Annotated in this window: 21 protein-coding genes; 4 read left to right on the top strand and 17 right to left on the bottom strand. The window is 71.2% G+C overall.

Translation table 11 applies throughout. The features are described 5' to 3' along the window. Positions 1–10: 10 nt before the first annotated feature. Positions 11–1276: a threonine synthase gene (gene thrC, locus LWP59_RS09245; RefSeq protein WP_144646166.1), complete on the top strand. Its 1266-nt coding sequence runs from the start codon at positions 11–13 to the stop codon at positions 1274–1276. A 2-nt stretch (positions 1277–1278) separates the two neighbouring features. Here the strand turns inward: thrC and LWP59_RS09240 are convergent, their stop codons facing one another. From LWP59_RS09240 to nadD, 8 genes are all read right to left on the bottom strand, one after another. Next, a complete protein-coding gene (locus LWP59_RS09240) occupies positions 1279–3642 on the bottom strand; it encodes a ComEC/Rec2 family competence protein (protein ID WP_144646168.1) in 2364 nt (787 codons plus the stop codon). Continuing rightward, entirely contained in the window at positions 3642–4388 is a 747-nt protein-coding gene (locus tag LWP59_RS09235) for a ComEA family DNA-binding protein (protein ID WP_144646170.1), read from the bottom strand. The genes LWP59_RS09240 and LWP59_RS09235 overlap by 1 nt, the downstream gene beginning before the upstream one ends. A 173-nt stretch (positions 4389–4561) precedes the next feature. Continuing rightward, complete coding sequence (locus LWP59_RS09230) at positions 4562–5419, bottom strand: DegV family protein (RefSeq protein WP_144642626.1); 858 nt, start codon at positions 5417–5419, stop codon at positions 4562–4564. Between the two features lie 9 nt (positions 5420–5428). Further along, complete coding sequence (octT, locus tag LWP59_RS09225) at positions 5429–6163, bottom strand: diglucosylglycerate octanoyltransferase (protein ID WP_144642625.1); 735 nt, start codon at positions 6161–6163, stop codon at positions 5429–5431. Positions 6164–6165: 2 nt separating this feature from the next. After that, positions 6166–6777, bottom strand: a complete 612-nt coding sequence (locus tag LWP59_RS09220; protein ID WP_144642624.1) for a histidine phosphatase family protein — start codon at positions 6775–6777, stop codon at positions 6166–6168. Further along, a complete protein-coding gene (gene rsfS, locus LWP59_RS09215) occupies positions 6774–7154 on the bottom strand; it encodes a ribosome silencing factor (RefSeq protein WP_144642623.1) in 381 nt (126 codons plus the stop codon). The genes LWP59_RS09220 and rsfS overlap by 4 nt, the downstream gene beginning before the upstream one ends. Positions 7155–7164: 10 nt before the next feature. Continuing rightward, entirely contained in the window at positions 7165–7482 is a 318-nt protein-coding gene (locus LWP59_RS09210) for a hypothetical protein (protein ID WP_186383406.1), read from the bottom strand. Between the two features lie 72 nt (positions 7483–7554). Beyond that, a complete protein-coding gene (nadD, locus tag LWP59_RS09205; protein ID WP_144642622.1) occupies positions 7555–8148 on the bottom strand; it encodes a nicotinate-nucleotide adenylyltransferase in 594 nt (197 codons plus the stop codon). A 262-nt stretch (positions 8149–8410) separates the two neighbouring features. On the opposite strand from nadD, the gene LWP59_RS09200 reads away from it, so the two are divergent. Further along, positions 8411–10516 (top strand): RecQ family ATP-dependent DNA helicase, encoded by a 2106-nt coding sequence (locus LWP59_RS09200; protein WP_144642621.1) that lies wholly within the window; start codon positions 8411–8413, stop codon positions 10514–10516. Positions 10517–10585: 69 nt separating this feature from the next. Continuing rightward, positions 10586–11881, top strand: coding sequence for an MFS transporter (locus LWP59_RS09195; protein WP_144642620.1), 1296 nt, complete (start codon positions 10586–10588; stop codon positions 11879–11881). Between the two features lie 310 nt (positions 11882–12191). Here LWP59_RS09195 and proB read toward each other — a convergent pair whose 3' ends face one another. The 6 genes from proB to LWP59_RS09165 all read right to left on the bottom strand — a co-directional run bounded on the left by proB (position 12192) and on the right by LWP59_RS09165 (position 19239). Further along, positions 12192–13301, bottom strand: a complete 1110-nt coding sequence (gene proB, locus LWP59_RS09190) for a glutamate 5-kinase (protein WP_144642619.1) — start codon at positions 13299–13301, stop codon at positions 12192–12194. After that, positions 13298–13588 (bottom strand): hypothetical protein, encoded by a 291-nt coding sequence (locus LWP59_RS09185; protein ID WP_144642618.1) that lies wholly within the window; start codon positions 13586–13588, stop codon positions 13298–13300. Before LWP59_RS09185 ends, proB begins: the two co-directional genes overlap by 4 nt. Beyond that, complete coding sequence (gene obgE / locus LWP59_RS09180; RefSeq protein ID WP_144642617.1) at positions 13585–15036, bottom strand: GTPase ObgE; 1452 nt, start codon at positions 15034–15036, stop codon at positions 13585–13587. The genes LWP59_RS09185 and obgE overlap by 4 nt, the downstream gene beginning before the upstream one ends. Positions 15037–15195: 159 nt before the next feature. Next, the gene (rpmA, locus tag LWP59_RS09175; protein ID WP_144642616.1) at positions 15196–15453 is read right to left on the bottom strand and encodes a 50S ribosomal protein L27; all 258 of its coding nucleotides are present in this window, start codon (positions 15451–15453) and stop codon (positions 15196–15198) included. Between the two features lie 14 nt (positions 15454–15467). Beyond that, on the bottom strand, positions 15468–15782 hold the full coding sequence (gene rplU, locus LWP59_RS09170) for a 50S ribosomal protein L21 (RefSeq protein ID WP_091512575.1): 315 nt from the start codon (positions 15780–15782) through the stop codon (positions 15468–15470). Positions 15783–15936: 154 nt separating this feature from the next. Next, a complete protein-coding gene (locus tag LWP59_RS09165; RefSeq protein WP_144642615.1) occupies positions 15937–19239 on the bottom strand; it encodes an Rne/Rng family ribonuclease in 3303 nt (1100 codons plus the stop codon). Between the two features lie 474 nt (positions 19240–19713). Between LWP59_RS09165 and LWP59_RS09160 the strand changes: the two genes are divergently transcribed. Next, positions 19714–21093 (top strand): S8 family serine peptidase, encoded by a 1380-nt coding sequence (locus LWP59_RS09160; protein WP_144642614.1) that lies wholly within the window; start codon positions 19714–19716, stop codon positions 21091–21093. Here LWP59_RS09160 and LWP59_RS09155 read toward each other — a convergent pair. From LWP59_RS09155 to LWP59_RS09145, 3 genes are read right to left on the bottom strand one after another with little or no spacing between them, the layout of a single operon-like run. After that, positions 21071–21892, bottom strand: coding sequence for an ABC transporter permease (locus LWP59_RS09155; RefSeq protein WP_144642613.1), 822 nt, complete (start codon positions 21890–21892; stop codon positions 21071–21073). The two genes, LWP59_RS09160 and LWP59_RS09155, sit on opposite strands and share 23 nt — an antisense overlap. 1 nt (position 21893) lies before the next feature. Further along, entirely contained in the window at positions 21894–22694 is an 801-nt protein-coding gene (locus LWP59_RS09150) for an ABC transporter permease (protein WP_373299403.1), read from the bottom strand. Further along, positions 22694–23605, bottom strand: a complete 912-nt coding sequence (locus LWP59_RS09145) for an ABC transporter ATP-binding protein (protein WP_144642631.1) — start codon at positions 23603–23605, stop codon at positions 22694–22696. The genes LWP59_RS09150 and LWP59_RS09145 overlap by 1 nt, the downstream gene beginning before the upstream one ends. Between the last annotated feature and the right edge of the window lie 33 nt (positions 23606–23638).

Genomic DNA, 23638 nt, shown 5'->3' with positions numbered 1-23638 from the left:
GGACCTCGCGATGACTGCAGCCCTCAGCTCGACCTCGACCAAGCGCACCCTGGACCTGGGCCCGGCCGTGGAGCTGGTCTCCAAGGAAGAGGGCCACCGCCAGCCGCTGGCTCCCGAGTTCGTGTCCGCCGAGGACTTCTCGCCGCTCGAGGTCGCGTACGACTTCGGCCGCGTCCGCCGCGAGGACATCGAGGCCGGTCCGCGCAACATCTGGCGGTACAAGAAGCTCCTGCCGGTGCCCTCGAACGTCGAGGAGATCCCCAATACCGAGCCGGGCTGTACGAGGCTGGTGCGTGCCGATCGCCTCGCGAAGGCCCTGGGCCTGAAGCGGGTCTGGGTCAAGGACGACACCGGTAACCCGACCCACTCGTTCAAGGACCGCGTGGTCGCCGTCGCGCTCGCCGCGGCCCGCGAGTTCGGCTTTGACACCCTCGCCTGCCCGTCGACAGGCAACCTGGCCAACGCCGTCGCGGCCGCAGCGGCCCGCGCGGGCTGGCAGTCCGTCGTGCTCATCCCCTCCTCTCTCGAACGCGCCAAGATCCTCACCACCGCGGTCTACGACGGCAACCTGATCGCCGTCGACGGCAACTACGACGACGTCAACCGCCTCGCGACCCAGCTCGCCGCCGAGCACGAGACGTGGGCGTTCGTGAACGTCAACGTCCGGCCGTACTACTCGGAGGGCTCGAAGACGCTCGCTTTCGAGGTCGCCGAGCAGCTGGGCTGGCGGCTGCCGGAGCAGATCGTCGTGCCGATCGCCTCCGGTTCGCAGCTGACCAAGGTGGACAAGGGTTTCCGCGAGTTCGGCAAGCTCGGCCTCGTCGAAGAGACCCCGTACAAGGTCTTCGGCGCGCAGGCCACCGGCTGCTCCCCCGTCTCGACCGCCTTCCGCAACGGGCACGACGTCGTCCAGCCGGTCAAGCCGGACACCATCGCCCGCTCGCTGGCCATCGGGAACCCGGCGGACGGCCCCTACGTGCTCGACACCGTCAACCGCACCGGCGGTGCGATCGAGGACGTCTCCGACGAGGAGGTCGTCGAGGGGATCCGGCTGCTGGCCCGCACCGAAGGCATCTTCACCGAGACCGCCGGCGGCGTCACCGTCGCGACGGCGAAGAAGCTCATCGAGACCGGCAAACTCGACCCCGACGCCGAGACCGTCCTGCTCATCACCGGTGACGGGCTGAAGACTCTCGACGCGATCGAAGGCCAGGTCGGACCGAAGGCCACAGTTCCGCCCTCGGTGGACGCCGTGCGCCGCGCTCTCGAGAGCTGAGTTCACTTTCCCCTTCGCACCACCGCCGGTTCTCCGCTGTCGGCGATCACCGCCGTGTCGCCGTCGGTGTCGGTGCGGGTGACCAGCGCGCCGTCGGCCACCAGCGAGTCCACAGTGGATTTGCTGGGATGGCCGTAGCTGTTGCCCGCGCCGACACTGATGAGTGCGAGCCGGGGAGCGACGGCGGCGAGGAAGCGTGGATTGGAGAACCTGCTTCCGTGATGAGGAACCTTCAGCACCTCCGCGTGGAGATCCGCGCCGCTGTCGAGCAAGTCGGCTTGCGCCAATAGCTCGACATCGCCGGTGAGCAGAACGCGTCCAACGGATGTCAACGCTCGCAGCACGATCGACGTGTTGTTGATATTCGTTCCGTCCGCGTCGTCGTCTTGCTGGGAACCAACGTAAAGCGGTCCGATCACCTCCAGAGACAGTCCGGGCCAGTCCAGCCGCTGGCCGAGTTCCAGTTCCAGCAACGGCACGCCGTGCCGTGCCGCGATCTGAGCCACCTGCCGCCAAGCCCACGCCGGCATCCGGCCAGGTCCGACCGCCACCGCGCCGACCGAGCGGCCGTCGAACACCGAGTCCAGGCCACTGATGTGGTCGGCGTGCAGGTGGCTCAGCACCACCAGCGGCACCCGGTCGACACCCAGCCGCCCGAGGCACTCGTCGACCGGGCCTGGCTCGGGACCGGTGTCGACGACGATCGCGCGCCCGGGTTCGGCCGTCGAGAGGACCTCCGCGTCCCCTTGACCGACGTCGCAAGCCACCATCGCCCATCCCGCCGGTGGCCAACCCGGTGCGATCACCTGGACCGGCACCACAACCAGCAGCACGCACACCAGTGCGAGCGCCAACCCGACCCGCAGACGCGGCCGCCGCAGGACCACCACCAGCACGGCCACCGCGACGAGAGCCAAAAGCCCGCCCCACCAGCCGCCGGGCCAAGGCAGAACCGCACCGGGTACCCGGGATGCGTGGTGGGCGACCAGGAGGAGCCAGTGCGCCTCGGGACCTGCCGCGAGCGCGGGCAGCTTGGCCGCGGCCGGCCAGAACAGGGCCAGCACGGCTGTCACCACGCCCAGGACCGTGGCCGGGGCGACCACCGGGGCGGCCAGGATGTTCGCCGCGATCGAGACGACGCTGATCTGCCCGGCCATCCCGGCGATCACCGGCGCGGTGACCAGGAAGGCGGCGAGCGGGATGGCGAGCCCTTCGGCAAGTCCGGGCGGCACGCCGTGCCTAGTCATCGCGGCGGCCCAGCGCGGCGCCAGCAGCACGAGCCCGGCGGTAGCGAGGACCGACAACGCGAAGCCGAAGCTCACGGCCATCGCCGGGTCGTAGACCACCAGGACGCATACCGCGGCCGCCAACGCCGGCAGTACCGATCGTTGCCGTCCCAGTGCCAGCGCCAGGAGACCGATCGCGCCCATCACTCCGGCACGGAGCACGCTCGGCTCGCCACCGGTGAGGATCACGAAGCCGACGAGCGCCAACCCGGCCACTACCGCGGATAGTCGCGGCCCAACGCGCAATACCCGGAGGAGCAACAGAACAGCCCCGGCCACGACTGCCAGATTGCTCCCGCTGACCGCCATCAGGTGGGAGAGCCCGGCATCCTTGAACTCGCGCTGGACCTGCGGCGATACCCCGCTGGTATCGCCGACGACCAACCCCGGGAGGAGCCCCGCCGCGTCCTCGGACAGGACAGAGCAGGCCTGGCGAAGAGCCGCCCGCGTGGACTCGGCCGCTCGTTGCCACCAGGGCGCCCCACTGGCCGCCACCGGCGGCCCCCGCACGTACACCACCGCTACGGTCAGGTCCGCGTCGCGGGGGAGAGCGAGTGAGCCTTTGGCCGTCACGTCCTGGCCGGGCAGCAGGCTCGACCAGGATTGGAACGGGGCGAGCAGCACCACCCGTCCCCTCGTGCCGACGGGCCTGCCCGCCGCCTCGGCTTGCTGGGTTGTCGCCGTGATGACCACCGACCGCGCACCCGCTTGTTGACCGGCGTAGCCGGCGGACTCGATCGGCTTCGGTCGCTCGTTCACCGTGACACGCAGCGTGGCTGTCGCTCCGTGTACGCCCAGCGCGGACAGCGGATCGTGCTGCGCCTGGTGGAGGCGTACGGCCAGTGGGCCGGCAAGAAGCAGCCCAGCCAGCAACAACGCACCCGCGCCGGCGAACCACCTGGGGCGCGTTGCCCGCCATCGCCACAACAGGAGTGAAGCCACCGCGACCGCGGCCACGCCACCTGCCAGTGCGGCCCACCAGCTCCAGAGCAACCCGGTCAGTACGCCCAGCCAGAGGACCAGCGCCGAAGGGACCAGCCGGAAGTCGTGCCAGGTAGGAATTCTGGCTTCGGCGGGCATCAGACCGTCACCTGGTCACGCAGGCGCGAGAACTTCGTGGCACCGATGCCGTCGACCTCTTGGAGTTGATCGACCGAACTGAACGAGCCGTGCTGGGTCCGCCAATCGATGATCCGCTTCGCGGTGACTTCGCCGACTCCTGGAAGTGAATCGAGTTGCTCGGCCGACGCGGTGTTCAGGTTGAGCTTTCCGGGGGCTGCGGATGCGTCGGCTTGCTGCGGCGCCGTCGGCGGGGGCGCGGCGACGCCGACGTTCAACTGCTCGCCGTCGGTGAGTTTCCTGGCCAGGTTGAGCGCGGTGATGTCGGTGCCGTCGAGGGCCCCGCCGGCCGCGCTCAACGCATCGGCGACACGGGCCCCGCTCGGCACCGTCACGAGACCGGGCGAGCGGACTTTCCCGACGACGCTGACCACGAGGGAGCTTTCGGCGGCTTTCGACGGGGACGCGGCGGCAGTCGGTGGGCTGTCACGCGCGGCGGGCAGCAGGGGCGCCTGTTCGGCCGGCGGGCTGCCGCCGAGCAGGAGGACGGAACCGCCGACAAGGACCACCACCGCGGCGAGTACCGCGATGAGAGCCGTCAACCGGCGGCGGGCTGGACTCCGGGTCAGGGCGGGCGGCACCCAGCGTTCGACGAGCCTGCCCACGAGCGGCGGTTCACGTTCGACGGCGAGCGCCTGGTCGGCGAGCTGGCGGAGGCGGTTGCGAGCCTGGGACTCCGGTGCTTGGGGGAATGTTTGTTCGAACACGCGATCGACGCTACGAGGGGTGGGCTCGGGCGGGAAAGCGGGAGTTGGGCCGGGTGTGGACAACTGGGGTTCTGTGGACAACTCGAGGCAGGGTCGGGAGTAGGCGAGCCGCAGCAGCGCTCACGAAGCCGGAATGGGCCGGGGCAGAGCGGCAACGAGTCGGTTGCCCGACCTCAGCGGAGACCCGCCGGATCCCGCTGCACCACCACACCGATCACCCCAGGCCCCGTATGCGCGCCGATGACCGCGCCGAGCTCCGACACCAGGCAGCCATCCGGAATGGACAGCCGCTCCTCCAGGCGGTTCGCCAGCTCCGCGGCCCGCTCGGCCGACGCCAGGTGGTGCACGGCCACCTCCACCGGCTCGTCCCCGGCGACCTGCTCCGCCAGGTCCACCAGCCGCGCCATCGCCCGGTTCATGGTCCGGACCTTCTCCAGCGGCTGGATGCGCCCGTCGTCGATGTGCAGCAGCGGCTTCACCGCCAGCGCGGTCCCGAGCAACGCCGCCGCGGCACCGATGCGCCCGCCCCGGCGCAGGTACTCCAGCGTCTCCACCACGAACACGGTCTTCGAGGCCCGGACCGCCGACATCGCGGCCTTCTCGACCTCCTCGGGATTCGCCCCGGCGGAGGCCGCCGCAGCGGCATGCAGGGCCGCGAAACCCAGGCCCATCGCAGTCCCCCGCGAGTCGACGACCCGCACGACCTCCGGCCCGACCTCCTGCGCCGCCAGCACGGCCGACTCCCAGGTCCCCGAGATCTCGCTCGACAGGTGCAGCGACACCACCGCGTCCGCGCCCTCGTCCAGCGCAGCCCGGAAGGCCTTCGCGAACTCACCCGGCGTCGGCCTCGACGTCGTCACGATCCGCCGCTGCCCCAGCGCCTCGGCGAGCGCCCCGGGCCCGACGTCGACGCCGTCGAGCGCCGCCTCGCCGTCGATGAGGACGTGCAGCGGAACCACCCGGATGGCGGACCGCTCGGCGAACCCTTCGGGCAGGTGGGCGGTGGAGTCGGTGATGACGGCGACCTGCACGCCGCAAGCCTACGGGGCCCCGGGGCCCGCGTCGGGGACCAGCAGCGGACCGATCAGCGCGGCCATGGCCTTGCCCACCGAGGCGTGCCCTTCCCAGCCCCAGTGCATCCCGTCGGGGTTGCCACGGCCGCTGAGCACGTGTTCCCCGACGACCGCGGGCAGGTCGAGCAGCGGCACGTCCACCCGCTCGGCCCAGGACGCCATCGCGGCAGCAGCGCCGTCGCGAGCGGTGTGCACGCGGCCGTACGAATCGGCGCGGTGGACGCCCGGCAGCATCCCGATGATGGGCAGCGATGGGCGGAGGATCCGCAGGGCGCCGACAGCGGTGTCCAGGTAGTGCACGGTCAGTTTCGACGGCAGGACGGTTGGGCGGCCGCGCATCGCCACGGCCAGCTTCGGCTGGGCGGCGAGGTACGCCTTGCGCGCCACCCGGCGGAGGCCGTCCGGGCGGAGGTACCGCAGGCCCGTGCGCAGGTAGGTGGGCAATGGCGACGGCAGGGTGTCCATGCTGCCGATCGCCAGGACCACGGCATCGACGTGATGCAGGTCCGCCCAGACCCGCGGGTCGCCGATCAGCGACCACCAGACGTCGCGAGCCGTCCAGCCGAAGCCGGCCACCAGGTCCACGCTGCCGCCGAGCGCCGCGGCGGCGACGTTGGGCCACAGCCGCGCCTCGTCGGCAGCGCAGGGGCCGTCAGGGCCGTGGAAGCTCAGCGAGTCGCCGAAGACCAGCAGGCGAGGCACGGTCAGCCGTACATGCCCGCGTTGTAGGCGTTGACCCGCCACGCCTCGTCACGCCGGGTGAGCTCCACCCAGTGGCAGTTGCGGATGCCGCCCAGCTGCGGCCACGCCTCGATCGGCAACCCCAGCAGGCCGGCGGTCAGTGCCGTGATGAGACCTCCGTGCGCGGCGAGCAGCACGGTGTCCGTCGGCTCGGTGTCGGTGAGCAGGTCGTTGACGACCTCACCGGCACGCGCGGCGACCTCGACCCTGGACTCGCCGCCGGGCGGCGCCCACGTCGCGTCGACGCGCCAGCGGTCGCGCTCCCCCGGCCAGTCGGCGTCGACCTCCGCCCCGGTCAGGCCCTGCCATTCGCCGAGATGGGTCTCACGCAAGCGCTTGTCGATGCGCAGCGGTACGCCGATGGCCTCGGTGAGCACCGTTGCCGTGTCGGTCGCGCGACGCAGGTCGGAAGCGATGACCAGGGCCGGGTCGAACCTGGCGAGCGCCGGGACCGCGAACCGCGCCTGGTTCCAGCCGACCTCGGTGAGCGCGGAGTCGAGGTGGCCCTGCATCCGGCCCGCGGCGTTGTAGTCGGTCTCCCCGTGCCGCCAGAGCACGAGGCGCCGCAAGGTCACCGGTCGTCTCCGCCGTCGGCCGGTTCGGGGACCTCGATCCGCGGGCAGTCCTTCCACAGCCGCTCCAGGCCGTAGAACGAACGCTCCTCGTCATGCTGGACGTGCACCACCACGTCGACGTAATCGAGCAGCACCCAGCGGCCCTCGCGAGCGCCTTCGCGGCGCACCGGCTTGTGGCCGGCCACGCGCAGCTTCTCCTCGACGCCGTCGACGATGGCGCCCACCTGGCGCTCGTTCGCGGCCGACGCGATCACGAAGACATCGGTGATCACGAGCTGATCGGAGACGTCCAGCACCACGACATCGGTGGCCTTCTTGTCGGCCGCCGCGTGGGCGGCCACGGTTGCCATCTCACGGGCTTGGGACGTCGCTGCCACTCCTGCTCCCTCATGGCTGGGCATCTGTTGGCTCACCGAGGGTACCTGGCAGCTCCGGCCGCCTGGTCACGGCGGCTTCGATGAGGTACCCGAGGTCCGCGAGGTCGGCCTTGAATTCGGCGTCCCAGTCGACGTCCTTCGCCAGCCACTCCGCCAGGGCGGCGTGTCCCGGCAGGTCCCGCCCGGCCGCGTGGTCACGCCGCCCGCGAGGATTCAGCGTCTCGAACCGCCCGCCTGCCTCGGACGCCGCGTAGCCGATGATGAACGTGCTCAGCATGCGTTCAAGGCGCGGGATCTGCTCCAGCAGGGCGGCATAGATCCGGTCCACGCCACTGACCGCATGCGCGATCCTGGCCGGGTTCGCCGTCGCGGCGGCACTACCGGCGGCCTGGCGAGTCGCTCACTCCGGCTTGCGGTAGAGCTTCCTCTTGTCGATGTACCGCGCGACGCCGTCCGACACGAGGTACCAGATCGGCTCGCCCCGTTCGACGCGCTCCCGGCACCCGGTGGACGAGATGGCCATCGCGGTGACCTCGACCAGGCTCACCTTCCCGCTGGGGAGATGGTGGTCGTTGAGGCGGTAGCCGGGCCGCGTGACGCCGATGAAATGGGCGTAGGTGAACAACTCGTCCGCGTTGTGCCAGGTCAGGATCTGCTCCAGGGCGTCCGCGCCGGTGATGAAGAACAGCTCGTCCTCGGGGTACTCCCGGTGCAGGTCGCGCAGGGTGTCGACCGTGTAGGTCTCGCCGCCACGGTCGATGTCCACCCGGCTGACGGAGAACACCGGGTTTGACGCCGTCGCGATCACCGTCATCAGGTACCGGTCCTCCGCGCGCGTGACCACACGGCCCGACTTCTGCCACGGCTGCCCTGTCGGCACGAAGATCACTTCGTCGAGCTCGAAGCGGGACTGGACCTCACTGGCCGCGACGAGGTGACCGTGATGAATGGGATCGAAGGTACCGCCCATGACCCCGATGCGCCGTGGTGACATATCCGCAGCGTATAGAGCTACGGAGAGTGCGTGGGCCGTTGCCCGCTTCTCGGCGGGGCGGCCCACGCACTTTCGCGCCGCCGGCGATCCGAGGGGAACCTCCGATGACGCCCGGTGGTCCCGACCGGGACAAGTGAGAGACCGCGCGGGCCCCCGACGTGATGCACTCCCGTTGCGTGTTCCACCTCACAGTACGCGCGAGTGGCCCAGTCATGAAGGTTTCGAGCGGCCATTGTCGGACCGATGCGGTAGACGTGGACCCGTGGACATCCAGGAACTACGCGAACGAGCCGATTCGCTGCTGCACGCGCTGGCCGGCGAGGGCGCGGAACTGCGCGAAGACCAGTGGACCGCCATCCAGGCGCTGGTCGCCGAGCGCAGACGCGCACTCGTCGTGCAGCGCACCGGCTGGGGCAAGTCGGCGGTGTACTTCCTGGCCACCGCACTGCTGCGGGAACGGGGAGCCGGGCCGACGGTGATCATCTCGCCGCTGCTCGCGCTGATGCGCAACCAGATCACGGCCGCCGCCAGGGCCGGGATCGCGGCGGCGACGATGAACTCCGCGAACCCGCAGGAGTGGGACGAGGTGCAGGCCCGCATCGCGAGCGGCGAGATCGACGTGCTGCTCGTGAGCCCGGAACGGCTCAACAACCCCGATTTCCGGGACACCGTGCTGCCCAAGCTGACCACGACCGCGGGACTGCTCGTGGTCGATGAGGCGCACTGCATCTCCGACTGGGGCCACGACTTCCGGCCCGACTACCGGCGGCTGCGCACGCTGCTGGCGGACCTGCCGGAGGGCGTGTCCGTGCTCGCCACCACGGCCACCGCGAACGACCGCGTGGTGACCGACGTGGCCGAGCAGCTCGGCCTGGGCAACAGCGACGACACGCTGGTGCTGCGTGGACCGCTGGATCGCGAGAGCCTTCACCTGTCGGTCGCGAAGCTGCCGACGCCGGAGGCACGCATCGCCTGGCTGACCGAGCACCTGGCCGAGCTACCGGGTTCGGGCATCATCTACACGCTCACCGTGGCCGCGGCGCACGACGTGGCCGGGCTACTGCGCGAGCACGGGTACGAGGTCGCGGCGTACACCGGCAAGACGGATCCGGCGGACCGCGAAGCGGCGGAGGACGACCTGCTGGCCAACCGGGTCAAGGCCCTCGTAGCCACGTCGGCGCTCGGCATGGGGTTCGACAAGCCCGACCTGGGCTTCGTCGTGCACCTGGGCGCGCCGTCCTCGCCGATCGCGTACTACCAGCAGGTCGGGCGCGCCGGGCGCGGTGTCCGGCACGCCGAGGTGATCCTGTTGCCCGGCGACGAGGACCGCGAGATCTGGAACTACTTCAGCTCGCTGGCGTTCCCCGACGAGCAGCGGGTGACGCAGGTCCTCGACGCGCTGGCGAGGGGCAACCGTCCATTGTCGACAGCCGCGCTGGAGCCGACGGTGGAGCTGTCGCGGACGCGCCTGGAGATGGTACTGAAGGTGCTCGACGTCGACGGCGCGGTCCGGCGGGTCCGCGGCGGCTGGGAGTCGACGGGCCAGAGCTGGGAGTACGACTCGGGGCGCTACGGCCGGGTGAGCGAGGCCCGGGGTGTGGAGCAGCGCGCGATGCTGGAGTACCAGGCGACCGAGGGCTGCCGGATGGAGTTCCTGTTGCGCCAGCTGGACGACCCGTACGCCCAGCCGTGCGGGCGGTGTGACAACTGCACCGGTGAGCACCGCACGACGGCGATCTCGGCCGAGGTCGTCGAAGAGACCGGCGCCCGCCTGCAGCGGCCGGGCGTCGAGCTGAGCCCGCGACGGCAATGGCCGACCGGGCTCGGCACCCTCGACGTGCCGCTGTCGGGCCGGATCGCGAAGACCGAGCAGGCCGAGCCGGGACGGACGCTCGGGCGGCTCACCGACGTCGGCTGGGGCAATCGGCTGCGGGAACTGGTCGGCACCACGGCGCCGGACGTCGAGGTGCCCGCATCGGTGTTCCAGGCCTGTGTTTCGGTGCTCGCGGGCTGGAACTGGGCACTGCGGCCGGTCGCCGTGGTCGCGTTACCGTCCAGTAGCCGGCCTCGGCTGACGCACAGCCTCGCGGCGCGTTTCGCCGAGGTCGGCCGCCTGCGCTTCCTCGGCAGCCTCGAGGCACAGGGGCCGGCGCCCCGCCGGGCCAACAGCGCACAGCGGGTCGCGGATCTGTGGCAACGCCTTGTCCTGCCCGAGGAACTGGCCGCCGAGTTGTCCACTGTGGAAGGACCGGTACTCCTGGTGGACGACGTGGCGGACTCGGGCTGGACGATGACGATCGCAGCCCGGCTGCTGCGGAAGGGAGGTGCGCCCGCGGTCCTGCCGTTCGCGCTCGCGGCCACGACTTAGCCAAAACCCTTCCGAAACGGCCACTCGTATGGCAATCTCCACCAATCGGGCGATCGCGTGGAGGCAGCCATGGTCGAATCGGAGATCGAATCCGAGTCCGTGGTCCGGCACCGCCTGCCGATCCGCAAGCTGTTCGCGGCGAGTGTGGGCAATGCCCTGGAATGGTTCGACTGGACCATCTACGCGACGTTCAGCATCTACTTCGCAACCGCTTTCTTCCCGTCGGGCAATGACACACTGGCACAGATCAACACGTTCGCCACCTACGCGCTCGCGTTCTTCTTCCGGCCACTGGGCGGGTTGCTGCTCGGCCGGTTCGCGGACGTGCGAGGGCGAAAGCCGGCGATGATCCTGACCATCAGCCTGATGGCCGGGGGCTCGGTGGTGATCGGCATCCTGCCGTCGTTCTCGCTGGTCGGCTGGCTCGCGCCGGTTCTGCTACTGCTCGCTCGCATCGCCCAGGGGCTGTCGCTGGGCGGTGAGGTGTCGAACGCGTCGGCGTACCTCGGGGAGATCGCACCGCCGAAGTGGCGGGGCCGCTACTCGTCGTTCTTCTACATCTCGACGGGCTCGGCGGTACTCCTGGCCTCGGTGCTCGGGTTCGTGCTGGCGCGCACGTTGGACAAGGCGGACCTGAACGCCTACGGCTGGCGGATCCCGTTCCTGCTGGGCGGGGTGCTGGGAATCATCGGCCTGTGGTTACGCCGCAGCCTGGTCGAGACCGAGCAGTTCGAGCAGAACAAGACGACGGCCCGGCGGGTCCGGCGACCGTTGCTGGCAACGTTGCGGCACCACCCGAAGGCGGTGGGGCTGCTCGTGGGGATCACGATGTTGTCGACGCTGTGCTACTACACGTTCTTCAGCGCCCTGACGCCGTTCGCAGTCAAGACGCGGCACGCCAGTGACGTGGACGTGTTCCTGGCACTGTCGGTCGGTACCGCGTTGTTCGTCGTGCTGCAGTACCCGTTCGGGATGCTGTCGGACCGGATCGGCCGGAAGCCACAGCTGTACGTATGGTCCGCGGCGATGGCGATCCTGACCGTGCCACTGTCCACTTTGGTGCGACCAGCGCTCGGCGGGCTCCTGGTGGTGTTCTGTGTGGGACTGGGTCTGTACGCGGCGTTCTCGTCGCTGGCACCGGCGATCATGAGCGAGCTGTTCCCGACTTCGCTGCGGGGACTGGGCATCGGTGCGTGGTACAACCTGACCGTCGCCGTGTTCGGCGGCACCGCACCGCTGGTGATCAGCGCACTCTCGGCCGCCAACGCGTCGATCGCGTTCTTCTGGTACGTCGCGGTGGCCGCGCTGATCACGTTCGTCGTGATCCTGAGGCTGCCGGAGACCCGCGCAAGCGAACTGCGTTAGCGCCGCGGCGCCCCAGCTGGCACTGCGGCATGGCTGGCACTGCGGCATGGCTGGTACTGCGGCATGGCTGGTACTCCGGCACGGGTGGCAGTGCGGCATGGCTGGTACTCCGGCACGGGTGGCAGTGCGGCATGGCTGGTACTCCGGCACGGGTGGCAGTGCGGCATGGCTGGTACTCCGGCACCGCTGGCACTGCGGCATGGCCGGCAGTACGGCGCGGCTGACGCCGTGGCATGGCTGGCACGGCGGCGCCCGCGCTGCGGCTGGCGTCGGCGGCGCGGCGCCTGCCGCCGCTCCTACAGTGGGAGCGTCAGTGGCGCAGCGGCACCAGGTCGTCGGCGTGGACTACTTCGCGACGTTGCTCGGGGGGTAGCTCGTGGCTGGAGCGGCCGATGAGCTCAGGCAGCTCACCGGCGTCGAAGGCGACGACCCCGCGTGCCACCACTCGCTGGGCCGGGTCCACCAGCTCGACCACGTCGCCCGCCTGGAAGTCTCCGCTCACACCGGTGACGCCGGCCGCCAACAGCGAACGCCGGCGCCGGACGACGGCCGCGACAGCGCCATCGTCGAGCTGGAGGCGTCCGGTCGGGCCCGCGGCGTAGCCGAGCCAGAACCGGCGGGCCGACAGCCGGGAGTCCGCCGCCGCGAAAGCGGTCCCGACCTCGGCCGTGGTCAGGGCGCGCGCCGCCTCGGAGGCTGAGGCCAGCAACACCGGAATGCCGGCAGCCGCTGCCGTCCGAGCGGCGGCGAGCTTCGAGACCATCCCGCCGGTGCCGAGTCCAGAGCTGGACATGCCGACGGAGATGCCCTGGACGTCGGCGTCGTCCGCGACTTCGGCGACCTTACGTGTCGCGCCGTCACGGGGATCGCCGTCGTACAGGCCGTCCACATCGGACAGCAGGACAAGCGCGTCGGCGCCGATGAGATGGGCGACGAGAGCGGCGAGCCGGTCGTTGTCGCCGAAACGGATCTCCTCCGTGGCGACCGTGTCGTTCTCGTTCACCACCGGCACCGCGCCCAGCGCAAGCAACCGGGAGAAGGTGCGCTGCGCGTTGCGGTAGTGCGAGCGGCGCACCACGTCGTCCGAGGTCAGCAGCACCTGGCCAACGGTGAGCGAGTACCGCCCGAACGACTCGGCGTAGGCGTGCGCGAGCTGCAGCTGCCCGACACTCGCGGCCGCTTGCTGGGTGGCGAGGTCACGCGGACGCTTGCCGAGCGCGAGCGGCGCCAGCCCGGCGCCGATGGCGCCCGAGGACACCAGCACCAGCTGGCCGCCCCGGGCGATCCGGCCGGCGATGGCGTCCACGAGCGCATTGAGCCGCTCGACGTCCAGACCGTGCCCGGCGGTGGTGAGCGCCGACGAACCGACCTTGACGACCAGGCGCTCCGCGTCGGCCACGGCCTTCCGGGTCACGCTCACGCCGCCGCCTCGCCTGCGCTCATCGCCCGCACCCGCAGCCCTGCCACTTCCACCGGCCGCGCTAGCAGGCCCGCCATGTTCGTCGGCCGCGCCCGCAGTACAGCCGTGTCAACCCGCCACGCACGCAGCCCTGGCATGTCCACCGGCCACGCCCGCAGCCCTGCCGTGTTCACCGGCTGCACACGCCGCCCTGCCGTGCTCACCGGCCGCGCCAGCACTACCACCGTGCTCACCGGCCGCACGCGCCACACCGCCGTTTCACCACACGCGCTCGCGAGCTCGCTCACTCGTCGTCGTCCAGTTCGGACTCGGACACTCCGTCCCGGCGGATGCGGCGGGCTTCCTTGCGCTGCGCCGCGGACACCCGGCTGTTGTCCTCGAGCCGGACATCAGTGCCACGGCCCGACAGGTGCTGCACCACGCCTGGCGTGGACGGCTGCCAGTCGAAGGTCACCTCGCCGATCGTGACCGGGCATCCGGGCTCGGCACCCATGCGCGCGAGCCGCTCCTCCACACCGAGCCGGTTCAGCCTGTCGGCGAGGTAGCCAACAGCCTCGTCGTTGCCGAAGTCGGTCTGGCGGATCCAGCGCTCAGGACGCGTGCCCCGGACGACGAAGCCGTCCGGCTCCTCGGGGTCGGGCTCGACGGTGAATCCCGCATCGTCGACCGCCTGCGGCCGCAGCACGATGCGCTCGGCCTCCGGGGTCGGCTGCTCCGCGCGGAACTTCTCCACGATGGCGCCGAGCGCGTACGTCAGCTCACGCAGGCCGTGCCGGGTGGCGGTGGAGATCTCGAACACCGGCAGGCCGCGCGCCTCGAACTCCGGACGCATCATCTCGGCCATCTCGGCGGCGTCGGGCACGTCGACCTTGTTCAGCACGACCACGCGCGGCCGGTCGCCGAGCTCGCCGCCCAGGCCCGGGGTGTAGCGGGCGAGCTCCTCCTCCAGAGCGTCCACATCGGACACCGGGTCACGGCCGGGCTCGAAGGTGGCGCAGTCGACGACGTGCACCAGCACCGCGCAACGCTCGATGTGGCGCAGGAAGTCCAGGCCCAGCCCCTTGCCCTCGCTGGCACCGGGGATCAGCCCCGGCACGTCGGCCATCGTGAACACCGTCTCCCCCGCCGTCACGACGCCGAGGTTCGGCACCAGCGTGGTGAACGGGTAGTCGGCGATCTTCGGCTTCGCCGCGGACAGCACCGAGATCAGCGACGACTTGCCCGCGGACGGGAACCCGACCAGTCCGACGTCCGCGACCGAGCGCAGCTCCAGCACGAGCGAACGCGCCTCGCCCGACTCGCCGAGCAACGCGAACCCAGGCGCCTTGCGCGCCCGCGAGGCGAGCGCCGCGTTGCCGAGGCCGCCGCGGCCGCCCTGGGCGGCGACGAACGTGGTGCCGGGGCCGGTCAGGTCCGCCAGCACCTCGCCGCTCTCGGTCATCACCACGGTGCCGGCCGGGACTTTCAGCTCCAGCGACTGGCCGGCCGCGCCCGCGCGGTGGCTGCCCTGGCCCTGCTTGCCGTTGCCGGCGCTGGCGTGCGGGCGGAAGTGGAAGTCGAGCAGGGTGTGCACGTTGGGATCGACGACCAGCAGCACGTCGCCGCCATTGCCGCCATTGCCGCCGTCAGGGCCGCCGAGGGGCTTGAACTTCTCGCGGTGCACCGAGGCGCACCCGTTCCCGCCGTTACCGGCGGCCACCTGGATCACCGCGCGGTCAACGAACCGGGACGCCATGTCGAGCCTTTCGAAAGTACTGCTGGTGCTTGCCAGCGCGACCACTCCGGGTCAGTAGGAGCACCGTGGGGATATGGGGGGCTCAGCCCTCCGACAGACACAAAAACGGGCGACGCGGTCCGCGTATTCCGCGGACACACGTCGCCCATTTGTCGCGCGTCAGGCCTCGACCGGGACGATGTTGACCGTCTTGCGGCCACGCTTCGCACCGAACTCGACCGCACCGGCGGCGAGCGCGAACAGCGTGTCGTCACCGCCGCGGCCGACGTTCACGCCGGGGTGGAACTTGGTGCCCCGCTGACGGACCAGGATCTCGCCCGCCTGGACGACCTGGCCGCCGTACCGCTTGACGCCCAGGTACTGGGGGTTCGAGTCACGACCGTTGCGGGAGCTGGAAGCACCCTTCTTGTGTGCCATAAGTGCTCAGCTCCTTACTTGCTGATTCCGGTGACCTCGACGCGGGTCAGCTTCTGCCGGTGCCCCTGGCGCTTGTGGTAGCCGGTCTTGTTCTTGAACTTGTGGATGCGGATCTTGGGACCCTTGGTCTGCTCGACGACCTTGCCGGTGACCGAGACCTTCGCCAACGCGTCGGCGTCCGTGGTGACCTCGCCGCCGTCGACGTACAACACGGCGGGGAAGGTGTGCTCGGTGCCCGGCTCGCCCTCGAGCTTTTCGACCTCGACGACGTCGCCGACGGCCACCTTGTACTGCTTGCCGCCGGTCTTGACGATCGCGTACGCCGACACGGAAGTCTCCTGCTTACTCGACAATGGGTGAGGGCTTGCGATACGGCCCGCACTGTGCGGTCCGGTTATCGCGCCATGGCCCACACGCAGGCGGGCCGTCATATAGGTTACGGGGCACCCCGGTGCTGGTGCACACCGGGGTGCTCTTCACTGCTCAGCTCTGGTCCGAGGCGTGCACCGGGGGGCCTGCCGGGCGCGACGCCGCACGGCGCGGACGCCGACGGGCAGTGCGCACAGCCGGAGTCGGCACCTCGACCTCGGGCTCCGCCTGCTCCTGCGCGTCCCCGGCGGGCTCTGGCGTGGACGTGCGCTCGGGCTCGGCGCTGGGGGCCTCGACCGCGGACGGGGAAGCCGCAGACGCAGCTTCCGAGGCCGCAGGCGCGGCGTCCGAGCTCGTGGAGATGGCATTCGACGCCTCGGCTGCCGCCGGGGAAGTGGCATCCCAGGCCGCAGGCGCGGCGTCCGAGGTCGCGGACGGGGTGTCAGGCGCGGCCTCGGCCGCGTCGGCCGGAGCCTCGGGAGCGGCGTCGACCGGGGTAGGCGCCGTGGCCGGAGCCTCAGGCGCGGCCTCGGCAGCCGGGACGTCAGGTCCCGCCTCGACAGCGGCCTCTGGTCCGGCCCCGGCAGGGGCCTCGGGTGCGGCTCCGGCAGCGGGCCCAGACCCGGCCTCGGGTGCGGCCTCGGCCTGGGTGGACTCCACGTCGCCGGCGATGCCCTTGCCGGACGACGCCTGGGCGGCCTCCGCGTCATCCGCGGTGCCCGTGCCGAACGGCGCCTGGGCGGCCTCGGCAGGCGTCTCGGCGGGCGTCGACCCGGCCGAGGCCAGCTCGTCCGTCTCGGCCTGGGCCGCCTCCGGGCCTGCCTGCTCCTCGGGCGTGTGCCGGCCGTTCAGCGCGGCCGACACCCCATCCTCCGCGGTCTCCTCGCCCTCGGGCTTGCCCGTCGAGGCCAGCTTCGCGGCGTTCGCCATGGCCTGGACGGCCGTGACCACCGACTCCCGCCGCTCGGGCGTGCGCCCGGCCTCACCGCGCTGCTCCTGCGGCTCCTCGGCCTTGCCCCGGCCTCGCGAGCGCCGGGAGCCACCGCCGCCGTGCTGGTGCCCACCGCCACCACCGCCGTTGCCGTTGGAACCGTTCGCGTTCGACAGGCGCGACAGCTCGGTCGAGACGATCACGCCGCGGCCCTTGCAGTGCTCACACGGCGTCGAGAACGCCTCCAGCAGTCCGGTGCCGACCTTCTTGCGGGTCATCTGCACCAGGCCCAGCGACGTCACCTCGGCCACCTGGTGGCGGGTGCGGTCCCGGCCGAGGCATTCGGTCAGCCGCCGCAGCACCAGCTCGCGGTTGGACTCCAGCACCATGTCGATGAAGTCGATCACGATGATGCCGCCGATGTCGCGCAGCCGCAGCTGGCGCACGATCTCCTCGGCGGACTCCAGGTTGTTCCGGGTCACCGTCTCCTCGAGGTTGCCCCCGGAGCCGGTGAACTTGCCGGTGTTGACGTCGATGACGGTCATCGCCTCGGTGCGGTCGATGACCAGGTAGCCGCCCGAGGGCAGCCACACCTTGCGGTCGAGCGCCTTCGTGATCTGCTCGTCGATCCGGTACTCGGAGAGCACGTCACCGGTGCCGACGTAGCGCTTGAGCCGAGGGGCGAGGTCCGGCGCCACGTGCCCGACGTAGGCGTTGATCGTCTCCCACGCCGTGTCGCCCTGGACCTCGAGCTTCGCGAAGTCCTCGGTGAACAGGTCGCGGACGACCTTCACCAGCAGGTCCGGCTCCTCGTAGAGCATCGTCGGCGCGGACGACTTCTTGCCGCTCGAAGCCGCGCCCGCCTTCTCCTTGATGATCTCCCACTGGGCCTTCAGGCGGCGGACGTCGCGCTCGAGCTCCTCCTCGCTGATGCCCTCCGACGCGGTGCGGATGATGACGCCCGCGTCCTCGGGGACGATGCGCTTGAGGATGTCCTTGAGCCGGCGACGCTCGTTCTCCGGCAGCTTCCGGGAGATGCCGGTGGCCCCGCCCGCGGGCACGTACACCAGGAACCGTCCCGGCAGCGAGATCTGCGTGGTGAGCCGCGCGCCCTTGTGGCCGACCGGGTCCTTCGTGACCTGGACCAGCACGTTGTCACCGCTGGAGAGCGCCTGCTCGATCTTGCGGGACTTGCCTTCCAGGCCGGCGGCGTCCCAGTCGACCTCACCGGCGTAGAGCACCGCGTTGCGGCCACGCCCGATGTCGACGAACGCCGCCTCCATCGAGGGCAGCACGTTCTGCACCCGGCCCAGGTAGACGTTGCCGACGATCGAGCCGCTGCCCGACGAGGTCACGAAGTGCTCGACCAGCACGCCGTCCTCGAGCACGCCGATCTGCGTGTGGTCGCCGCGCTCGGCCACGACCATGGTGCGCTCGACCGCCTCACGCCGGGCCAGGAACTCGGCCTCGGAGAGGATCGGCGCGCGGCGGCGGCCCGCTTCACGGCCGTCGCGGCGGCGCTGGCGCTTGGCTTCGAGCCGGGTGGAGCCGCGCACGCTGCGGACCCCGTCGCCCTTGTCGCCCTTGTCAGCCTTGTCGGCCTTGGCTTCCCTGCCGTTGCTCTTGTCCTCGCCCTTGGCCTCGCGGACGTGCACGACGGTGTTCGGCGGGTCGTCGCCGGTCGTGGGCTCGGCGTTGTCGTCCTCCGAGGCCTTGCGGCGGCGGCGACGCCGACGACGGCGGCTGCCGGCATCGGTGTCGTCCGAGTCCTCGTCGTCGCTCTCGGCGTCGGCATCGGGCTTGCGCTCGTCCTGCGCCGGGGCCGGCTTGTCCTCGTCGGCATGTTCCGGCTGGTCGGTGCTCTCGTCCTCGTTCGACGAGCCCTCGTCACCGCCCTTGCCCCGGCCACGGCCACGACGGCCACGACGCCGGCGGCGCCGGCCATTCGCGTCGTCGCCGTCGTCGTCCCTGTCGCGCTCGGGCGCCTCGGCGGGCTCCTCCTGGGCGACGGGCTCGTCCTGCTGCTGCTGCGTCGGCTCGGGCCGGGCGGCAGGCGGCTCGGGCGGCAGGAACACCGGCGACGGGGCCGCGAACACCGGAACGTGGGCCATCGACCGCCTACCGGCGGGCTGGCGCTCCGGTGCGGCTTCCTCCACGTCGGGGGCCGCGGTGATCTCGGTCGTGTCGGACTCCGGCGCCTCCGGCTCGGCCTGTGCCACGGCCGCGACCTCAGCGGCCGTGGGCTCCTCGGCCGGGCCAGCGAGGGCCTCGGCCACCCTGATCGCCACGTCCTTGGGCACGCTCGACTGGGCGCTGCGGGCGGTCTCCCCCAGTTCGGTCAGTTTCGCCAGCACGTCCCTGCTGTTCGACCCGAGCAGCTTCGCCAGGGCGTGAACCCGCACCCGGGCGGGCAGTTCGCCCAGCGGGCCGGTAGGTGCGGCGGTGTCCCCGCCGGTGTTCTCGGCGGGTGTTTCCGCGTTCGTCATCTGTCTCCTCCGCCCCCGGGCGCGTCTGCCAGCCGATGCTGGAAGGACGCGGCCGCGCAGGGGCCCCTTCCTGTCTGTTCCGCCGTGGTGGTCACCACCGACGGGAATCCTGTGCCTCTCTCGCCACGACGGCGCCGGATGTCCGGCACCCGCCGAAGGCAGGTCTACTCGATCACGTGCCGGCCGGGCCGGCGGCTTCCCGCTCCGCCTCCCACGTCGTCGAGCCGCCCGCTCCCGGGCGGCGACGACCTGGCGCTCTTCCCGCACGTCACCGGGCCATCGGCGCCGGTTCGCACCGCGGTTGACGGGCGTCCCGGCTCGGCGGCCACCCCGAGTATCCCACACGACGTGCCCGGAGCCGCGCGGCGCAGGTCGCGCCCGCCCGGCCGGGCGAACTTCGCGGTTCCGCTTGTCGCGGCTGCGGCGGTGTCCTAGCGTGCGGCTGATACCGCTGGTCCCCTGGAGGTTTCGCCGGTGTCCGGCTTCGGACGGTCCCTCACGCTCGGCACATGTGCCGCGCTGCTGGCCGCCGCGCCCTTCCCCGTCGCCGCCGCGGACCAGCCGGACCCGGGTTGCGGCGACACCGGTCGCACGGTGCGCTACCTGGTGGTGTTCGACCGCGGCACGCCCGAGACCCAGGCCGACCGCCAGGTCGGCGCGGCCTGCGGGCAGTCCGCGATCTACTACCCACAGATCAGTGTAGGCGTCGTGACGTCGACCGATCCCGGTTTCGCGGCGAAGTTCGGGCCGGACAGGGCGTTCAGCGCGCAGGAGGTCCGGCGCCCGGTCACCCAGCGGCGCGCGGAGGTGTCGTCGGCCACGGTGCCGGGGGTGGACCGGACCGACGAGCAGTGGGACATGGCGGCGGTCGACGCGATCGGGGGCACCGGCAGCCCGGACGTCGTCGTGGGCGTCCTGGACTCCGGGGTCGACCCGGCACATCCCGACCTGGCCCAGGCGATCGACCGGAACGATTCCGCGGGGTGCCTGAGCGGCGTGCCGGACCGTGCCGCGAACGCCTGGCAGCCGACCACCTCGGCACACGGCACGCATGTCGCGGGGCTCATCGCGGCCGCGGACGACGGCAAGGGGATCACGGGGGTCGCGCCCAGGGTCCGGGTGGCGTCGGTGAAGGTGATCGACGACGACGGCTACGTCGATCCCGAGGCGGCGGTGTGCGGGCTGATGTGGGCGGCGGGGCGGCACCTGCCGGTGGTCAACACGAGTTTCTCGGTCGATCCGTGGGGCGTGTCGTGCGCGCGGCGCGAGGGCTACCCGGTCGTGCACGAGGCGATCGCGCGTGCGGAGGAGTACGCGACGGCTCAGGGCACCCTCGACATCGCGGCGGCGACGAACGAGTCGGTGAACCTGACGCCGTCACCGCGCTCGGGCGTGTCGCCGACTCCGTCGAGCTGTGAAGAACTGCCCGCGGGGCTGCGGGACGCGGTGACGGTGTCCGCCGTCGGGCGGGACGGGGTGAAGGCCGGCTACAGCTCGTACGGGCTGGGCGTCGTGGATCTGGCGGCACCGGGCGGGGCTCGGGGCGACTGCGTGCTCTCGACCGTGCCGGGCGGGTACGCGTCCATGTGCGGGACGTCGATGGCGGCGCCGCACGCCGCGGGTGTGGCCGCACTCGTCGCCTCCGCGCATCAGGGGCTGAGCGCACGGCAGTTGCGGGCCGCGCTGTTCCAGGGCGCGCGGCCGATGCCGTGCCCCACCGACTACGACCTCACCGGCGACGGGCATCAGGACGCGTTCTGCACCGGATACACCGGCTACAACGGGTTCTACGGGCACGGCATGGTCGACGCCGCGGGCGCGCTGGACGCCGTCAGCGCAGCAGCAGGTGGGTGAGCCGCCGCGCGGCGGCCCAGACGCCGAAGACGGCGAGCGCGACCAGGTACGCGAGGTGGCCGAGCATGCCGGGGTTCAACGCGCCGACCGACAGCTCCCGCATCAGCTCCACGCCGTGGTACAGCGGGAAGCACTGGACGAGGACCCGTATCGGCCCGGGGTACACCGTCAGCGGGTAGAACGTCGTGGAGAACAGGAACATCGGCATCACGGCGAGCTGGATGAAATCGAACTGCGACGGCGAGCGCAGGAAGGTCGCGCAGGCCATGCCGATCGCGGCGAACGCGAACGCCACCAGCAGCGCGATGGGGATCAGCAGGACCGCCCACGGCGAGGCGACCAGGCCCATCGCCAGCATCACGCCGAAGAACGCGACGGCGTAGATGCCGCCACGCAGCACTGCCCAGGAGATCTCGCCGACCGCGATGTCCAGCGGGCCGATCGGGGTGGCCAGCATCGCCTCGTAGGTCTTGGCGTAGCGGAACTTGAAGAAGACGTTGAACGTGCTGTCGAAGATCGCGCCGTTCATCGCCGAGGAGGCCAGCAGCGCCGGGGCCACGAACGCGACGTAGCTCATCGGCCTGCCGTCGGGGCCGGTGACCTCGTCGACCAGCCTGCCGAAGCCGATCTGGAACGCGACGAGGTAGAACAGCGGCTCGAACACGCCAGAGACGAAGACGAGCCACATCCGCGAGTAGGCGAGGACGGAGCGTTCCACGAGCTTGCTCGCCCGGCCGGCGTAGAGACCCGGCGGGAGGATGCGCAGCAGCAGCCCGGGCCGCTGGTGGAGGACGGTCATCTCAAACCACCAGGCGACGGTAGAAGGACTTGTGCGCGAAGAAGGCGCCGGCGGCCAGCAGCGCCGCCAGGAAGGCGAGGTGGCCGACCATCGCGATCGGCGCGACGCCGCCGAGGGTCACCCCGCGGGCGAGCTGGTTTCCGTGCCACAGCGGGGAGATCCAGGCGAGCCAGCGCAGCGCGAGCGGGATCTGCCCGATCGGGAAGAAGGTTCCGGCGAACAGCGTCATCGGCATCACGACGAACCGGAACAACGAGTTGAACCGCACGCCCTCGTCGTAGGTGCTCGCCGCGAACGCGGTCACCGGTGCGGCACAGGCCAGCCCGGTGAACACCCCGACGAACACCACCAGGATCGCTCCCGCGTCGAGCCACGCGCCGAAGGCGAGCGCGATCAGCGCGTAGACCGAACCCGACAGCAGCAACCGCAACGCGACCCAGGTGAAGTGCCCGCCCAGCAACTGTCCCGGCGTCACCGGCGTCGCCGTCACGGCGAGATAGTCCTTCTGCCACTTGAAACCCGACAGCACGGGATACGTCGACTCGCCGACCGCGTTCTGCATCGCCGCCGATACCAGCAGCGCGGGCGCGATGTACTGCAGGTACGACAGCCCGCCGGTCGCGGGCCCGGCCTTGACCTGCGAGCCGAACCCGAGCCCCATCGCGACCAGGAACAGCAGCGGCTGCAGGCCGGAGGAGTACAGGTTGGACTTCCAGTACCGCCGGTACCACGCCCAGCTGCCCTCGACCCGCAGCCAGGCCGCGCGCCAGGAACCGACGACCCGTCCCGTGGAGACCACCATCAGTCCACCAGCGTCCGTCCGGTGAGCCGGAGGAAGACGTCCTCCAGCGTGCTGCGGCGCACCAGGCTCGACAACGGCCGCAGCCCGCGCGCGTGCACCTGCTCCAGTGCCGCCTCACCCGCCGTGGTGTACAACAGGATCCGGTCCGGCAGCGCCTCGACCCGGTCGGCCAGGTCGGTGAACCGCTCGGGCGGAATCTCCTGCCCCGGCGGAAAACGCAGCTCCAGCACCTCCCGGGTGGAGTACCGCGAGATCAGCTCGGCGGGCGACCCCTCGGCGACGATCCGGCCACCGTCCATGACGACGAGCCTGTCGCACAGCTGCTCCGCCTCGTCCATGTAGTGCGTGGTGACGATGAGCGTGACACCCTGGGCCTTGAGCCGGAAAAGCCTGTCCCACAACAGATGCCGGGCCTGTGGGTCCAGCCCCGTTGTCGGCTCGTCGAGCAGCAGCAGCTCCGGGTCGTTGACCAGCGAGCGGGCGATGGTCAGCCGCCGCTTCATCCCGCCGGAGAGCGGTTCGACCTCCGCGTCCGCCCGGTCCGACAGCTGCGCGAACTCCAGCAGCTCCACCGCCTTGCGGCGGGTCTGCGCCCGGGACAGCCCGAAATACCGGCCGTAGACCTGCAGGTTCTGCTGGACGGTCAGCTCGTTGTCCAGGTTGTCCTGCTGCGGCACCACGCCCAGCCGCGCGCGGATGCGCGGACCGTCGGTGTTCGGGTCCATCCCCAGGACCTTCAGGTCACCGTCGGTGCGCGGCGAAACGCTCGCGATCATCCGCATGGTGGAGGACTTCCCGGCGCCGTTCGGCCCCAGGAAGCCGAAGGCCTCACCCCGCCGCACCTCGACGTCGATCCCCCGGACCGCTTCGAACTCGCCGAAGCGCTTCGTGAGCGCCTTGGCCTGCACCATGGTCGGTTCTTCGTCCACGTCCTGAACAGTAGG

This window comes from Amycolatopsis acidiphila, from assembly GCF_021391495.1.
Lineage (GTDB): Bacteria > Actinomycetota > Actinomycetes > Mycobacteriales > Pseudonocardiaceae > Amycolatopsis_E > Amycolatopsis_E acidiphila.
Note: the sequence above shows the minus strand (reverse complement) of the source record. Positions and strands in the feature narration are given on the sequence as shown.

Coding starts and splice junctions, on each gene's coding strand:
- LWP59_RS09155 (WP_144642613.1), bottom strand. CDS start 21,892: ATGACCGTCCTCCACCAGCGGCCCGGGCTGCTGCTGCGCATCCTCCCG.
- nadD (WP_144642622.1), bottom strand. CDS start 8,148: ATGTCACCACGGCGCATCGGGGTCATGGGCGGTACCTTCGATCCCATT.
- LWP59_RS09195 (WP_144642620.1), top strand. CDS start 10,586: ATGGTCGAATCGGAGATCGAATCCGAGTCCGTGGTCCGGCACCGCCTG.
- thrC (WP_144646166.1), top strand. CDS start 11: ATGACTGCAGCCCTCAGCTCGACCTCGACCAAGCGCACCCTGGACCTG.
- LWP59_RS09150 (WP_373299403.1), bottom strand. CDS start 22,694: ATGGTGGTCTCCACGGGACGGGTCGTCGGTTCCTGGCGCGCGGCCTGG.
- obgE (WP_144642617.1), bottom strand. CDS start 15,036: ATGGCGTCCCGGTTCGTTGACCGCGCGGTGATCCAGGTGGCCGCCGGT.
- LWP59_RS09240 (WP_144646168.1), bottom strand. CDS start 3,642: ATGCCCGCCGAAGCCAGAATTCCTACCTGGCACGACTTCCGGCTGGTC.
- rpmA (WP_144642616.1), bottom strand. CDS start 15,453: ATGGCACACAAGAAGGGTGCTTCCAGCTCCCGCAACGGTCGTGACTCG.
- LWP59_RS09165 (WP_144642615.1), bottom strand. CDS start 19,239: ATGACGAACGCGGAAACACCCGCCGAGAACACCGGCGGGGACACCGCC.
- LWP59_RS09145 (WP_144642631.1), bottom strand. CDS start 23,605: ATGGTGCAGGCCAAGGCGCTCACGAAGCGCTTCGGCGAGTTCGAAGCG.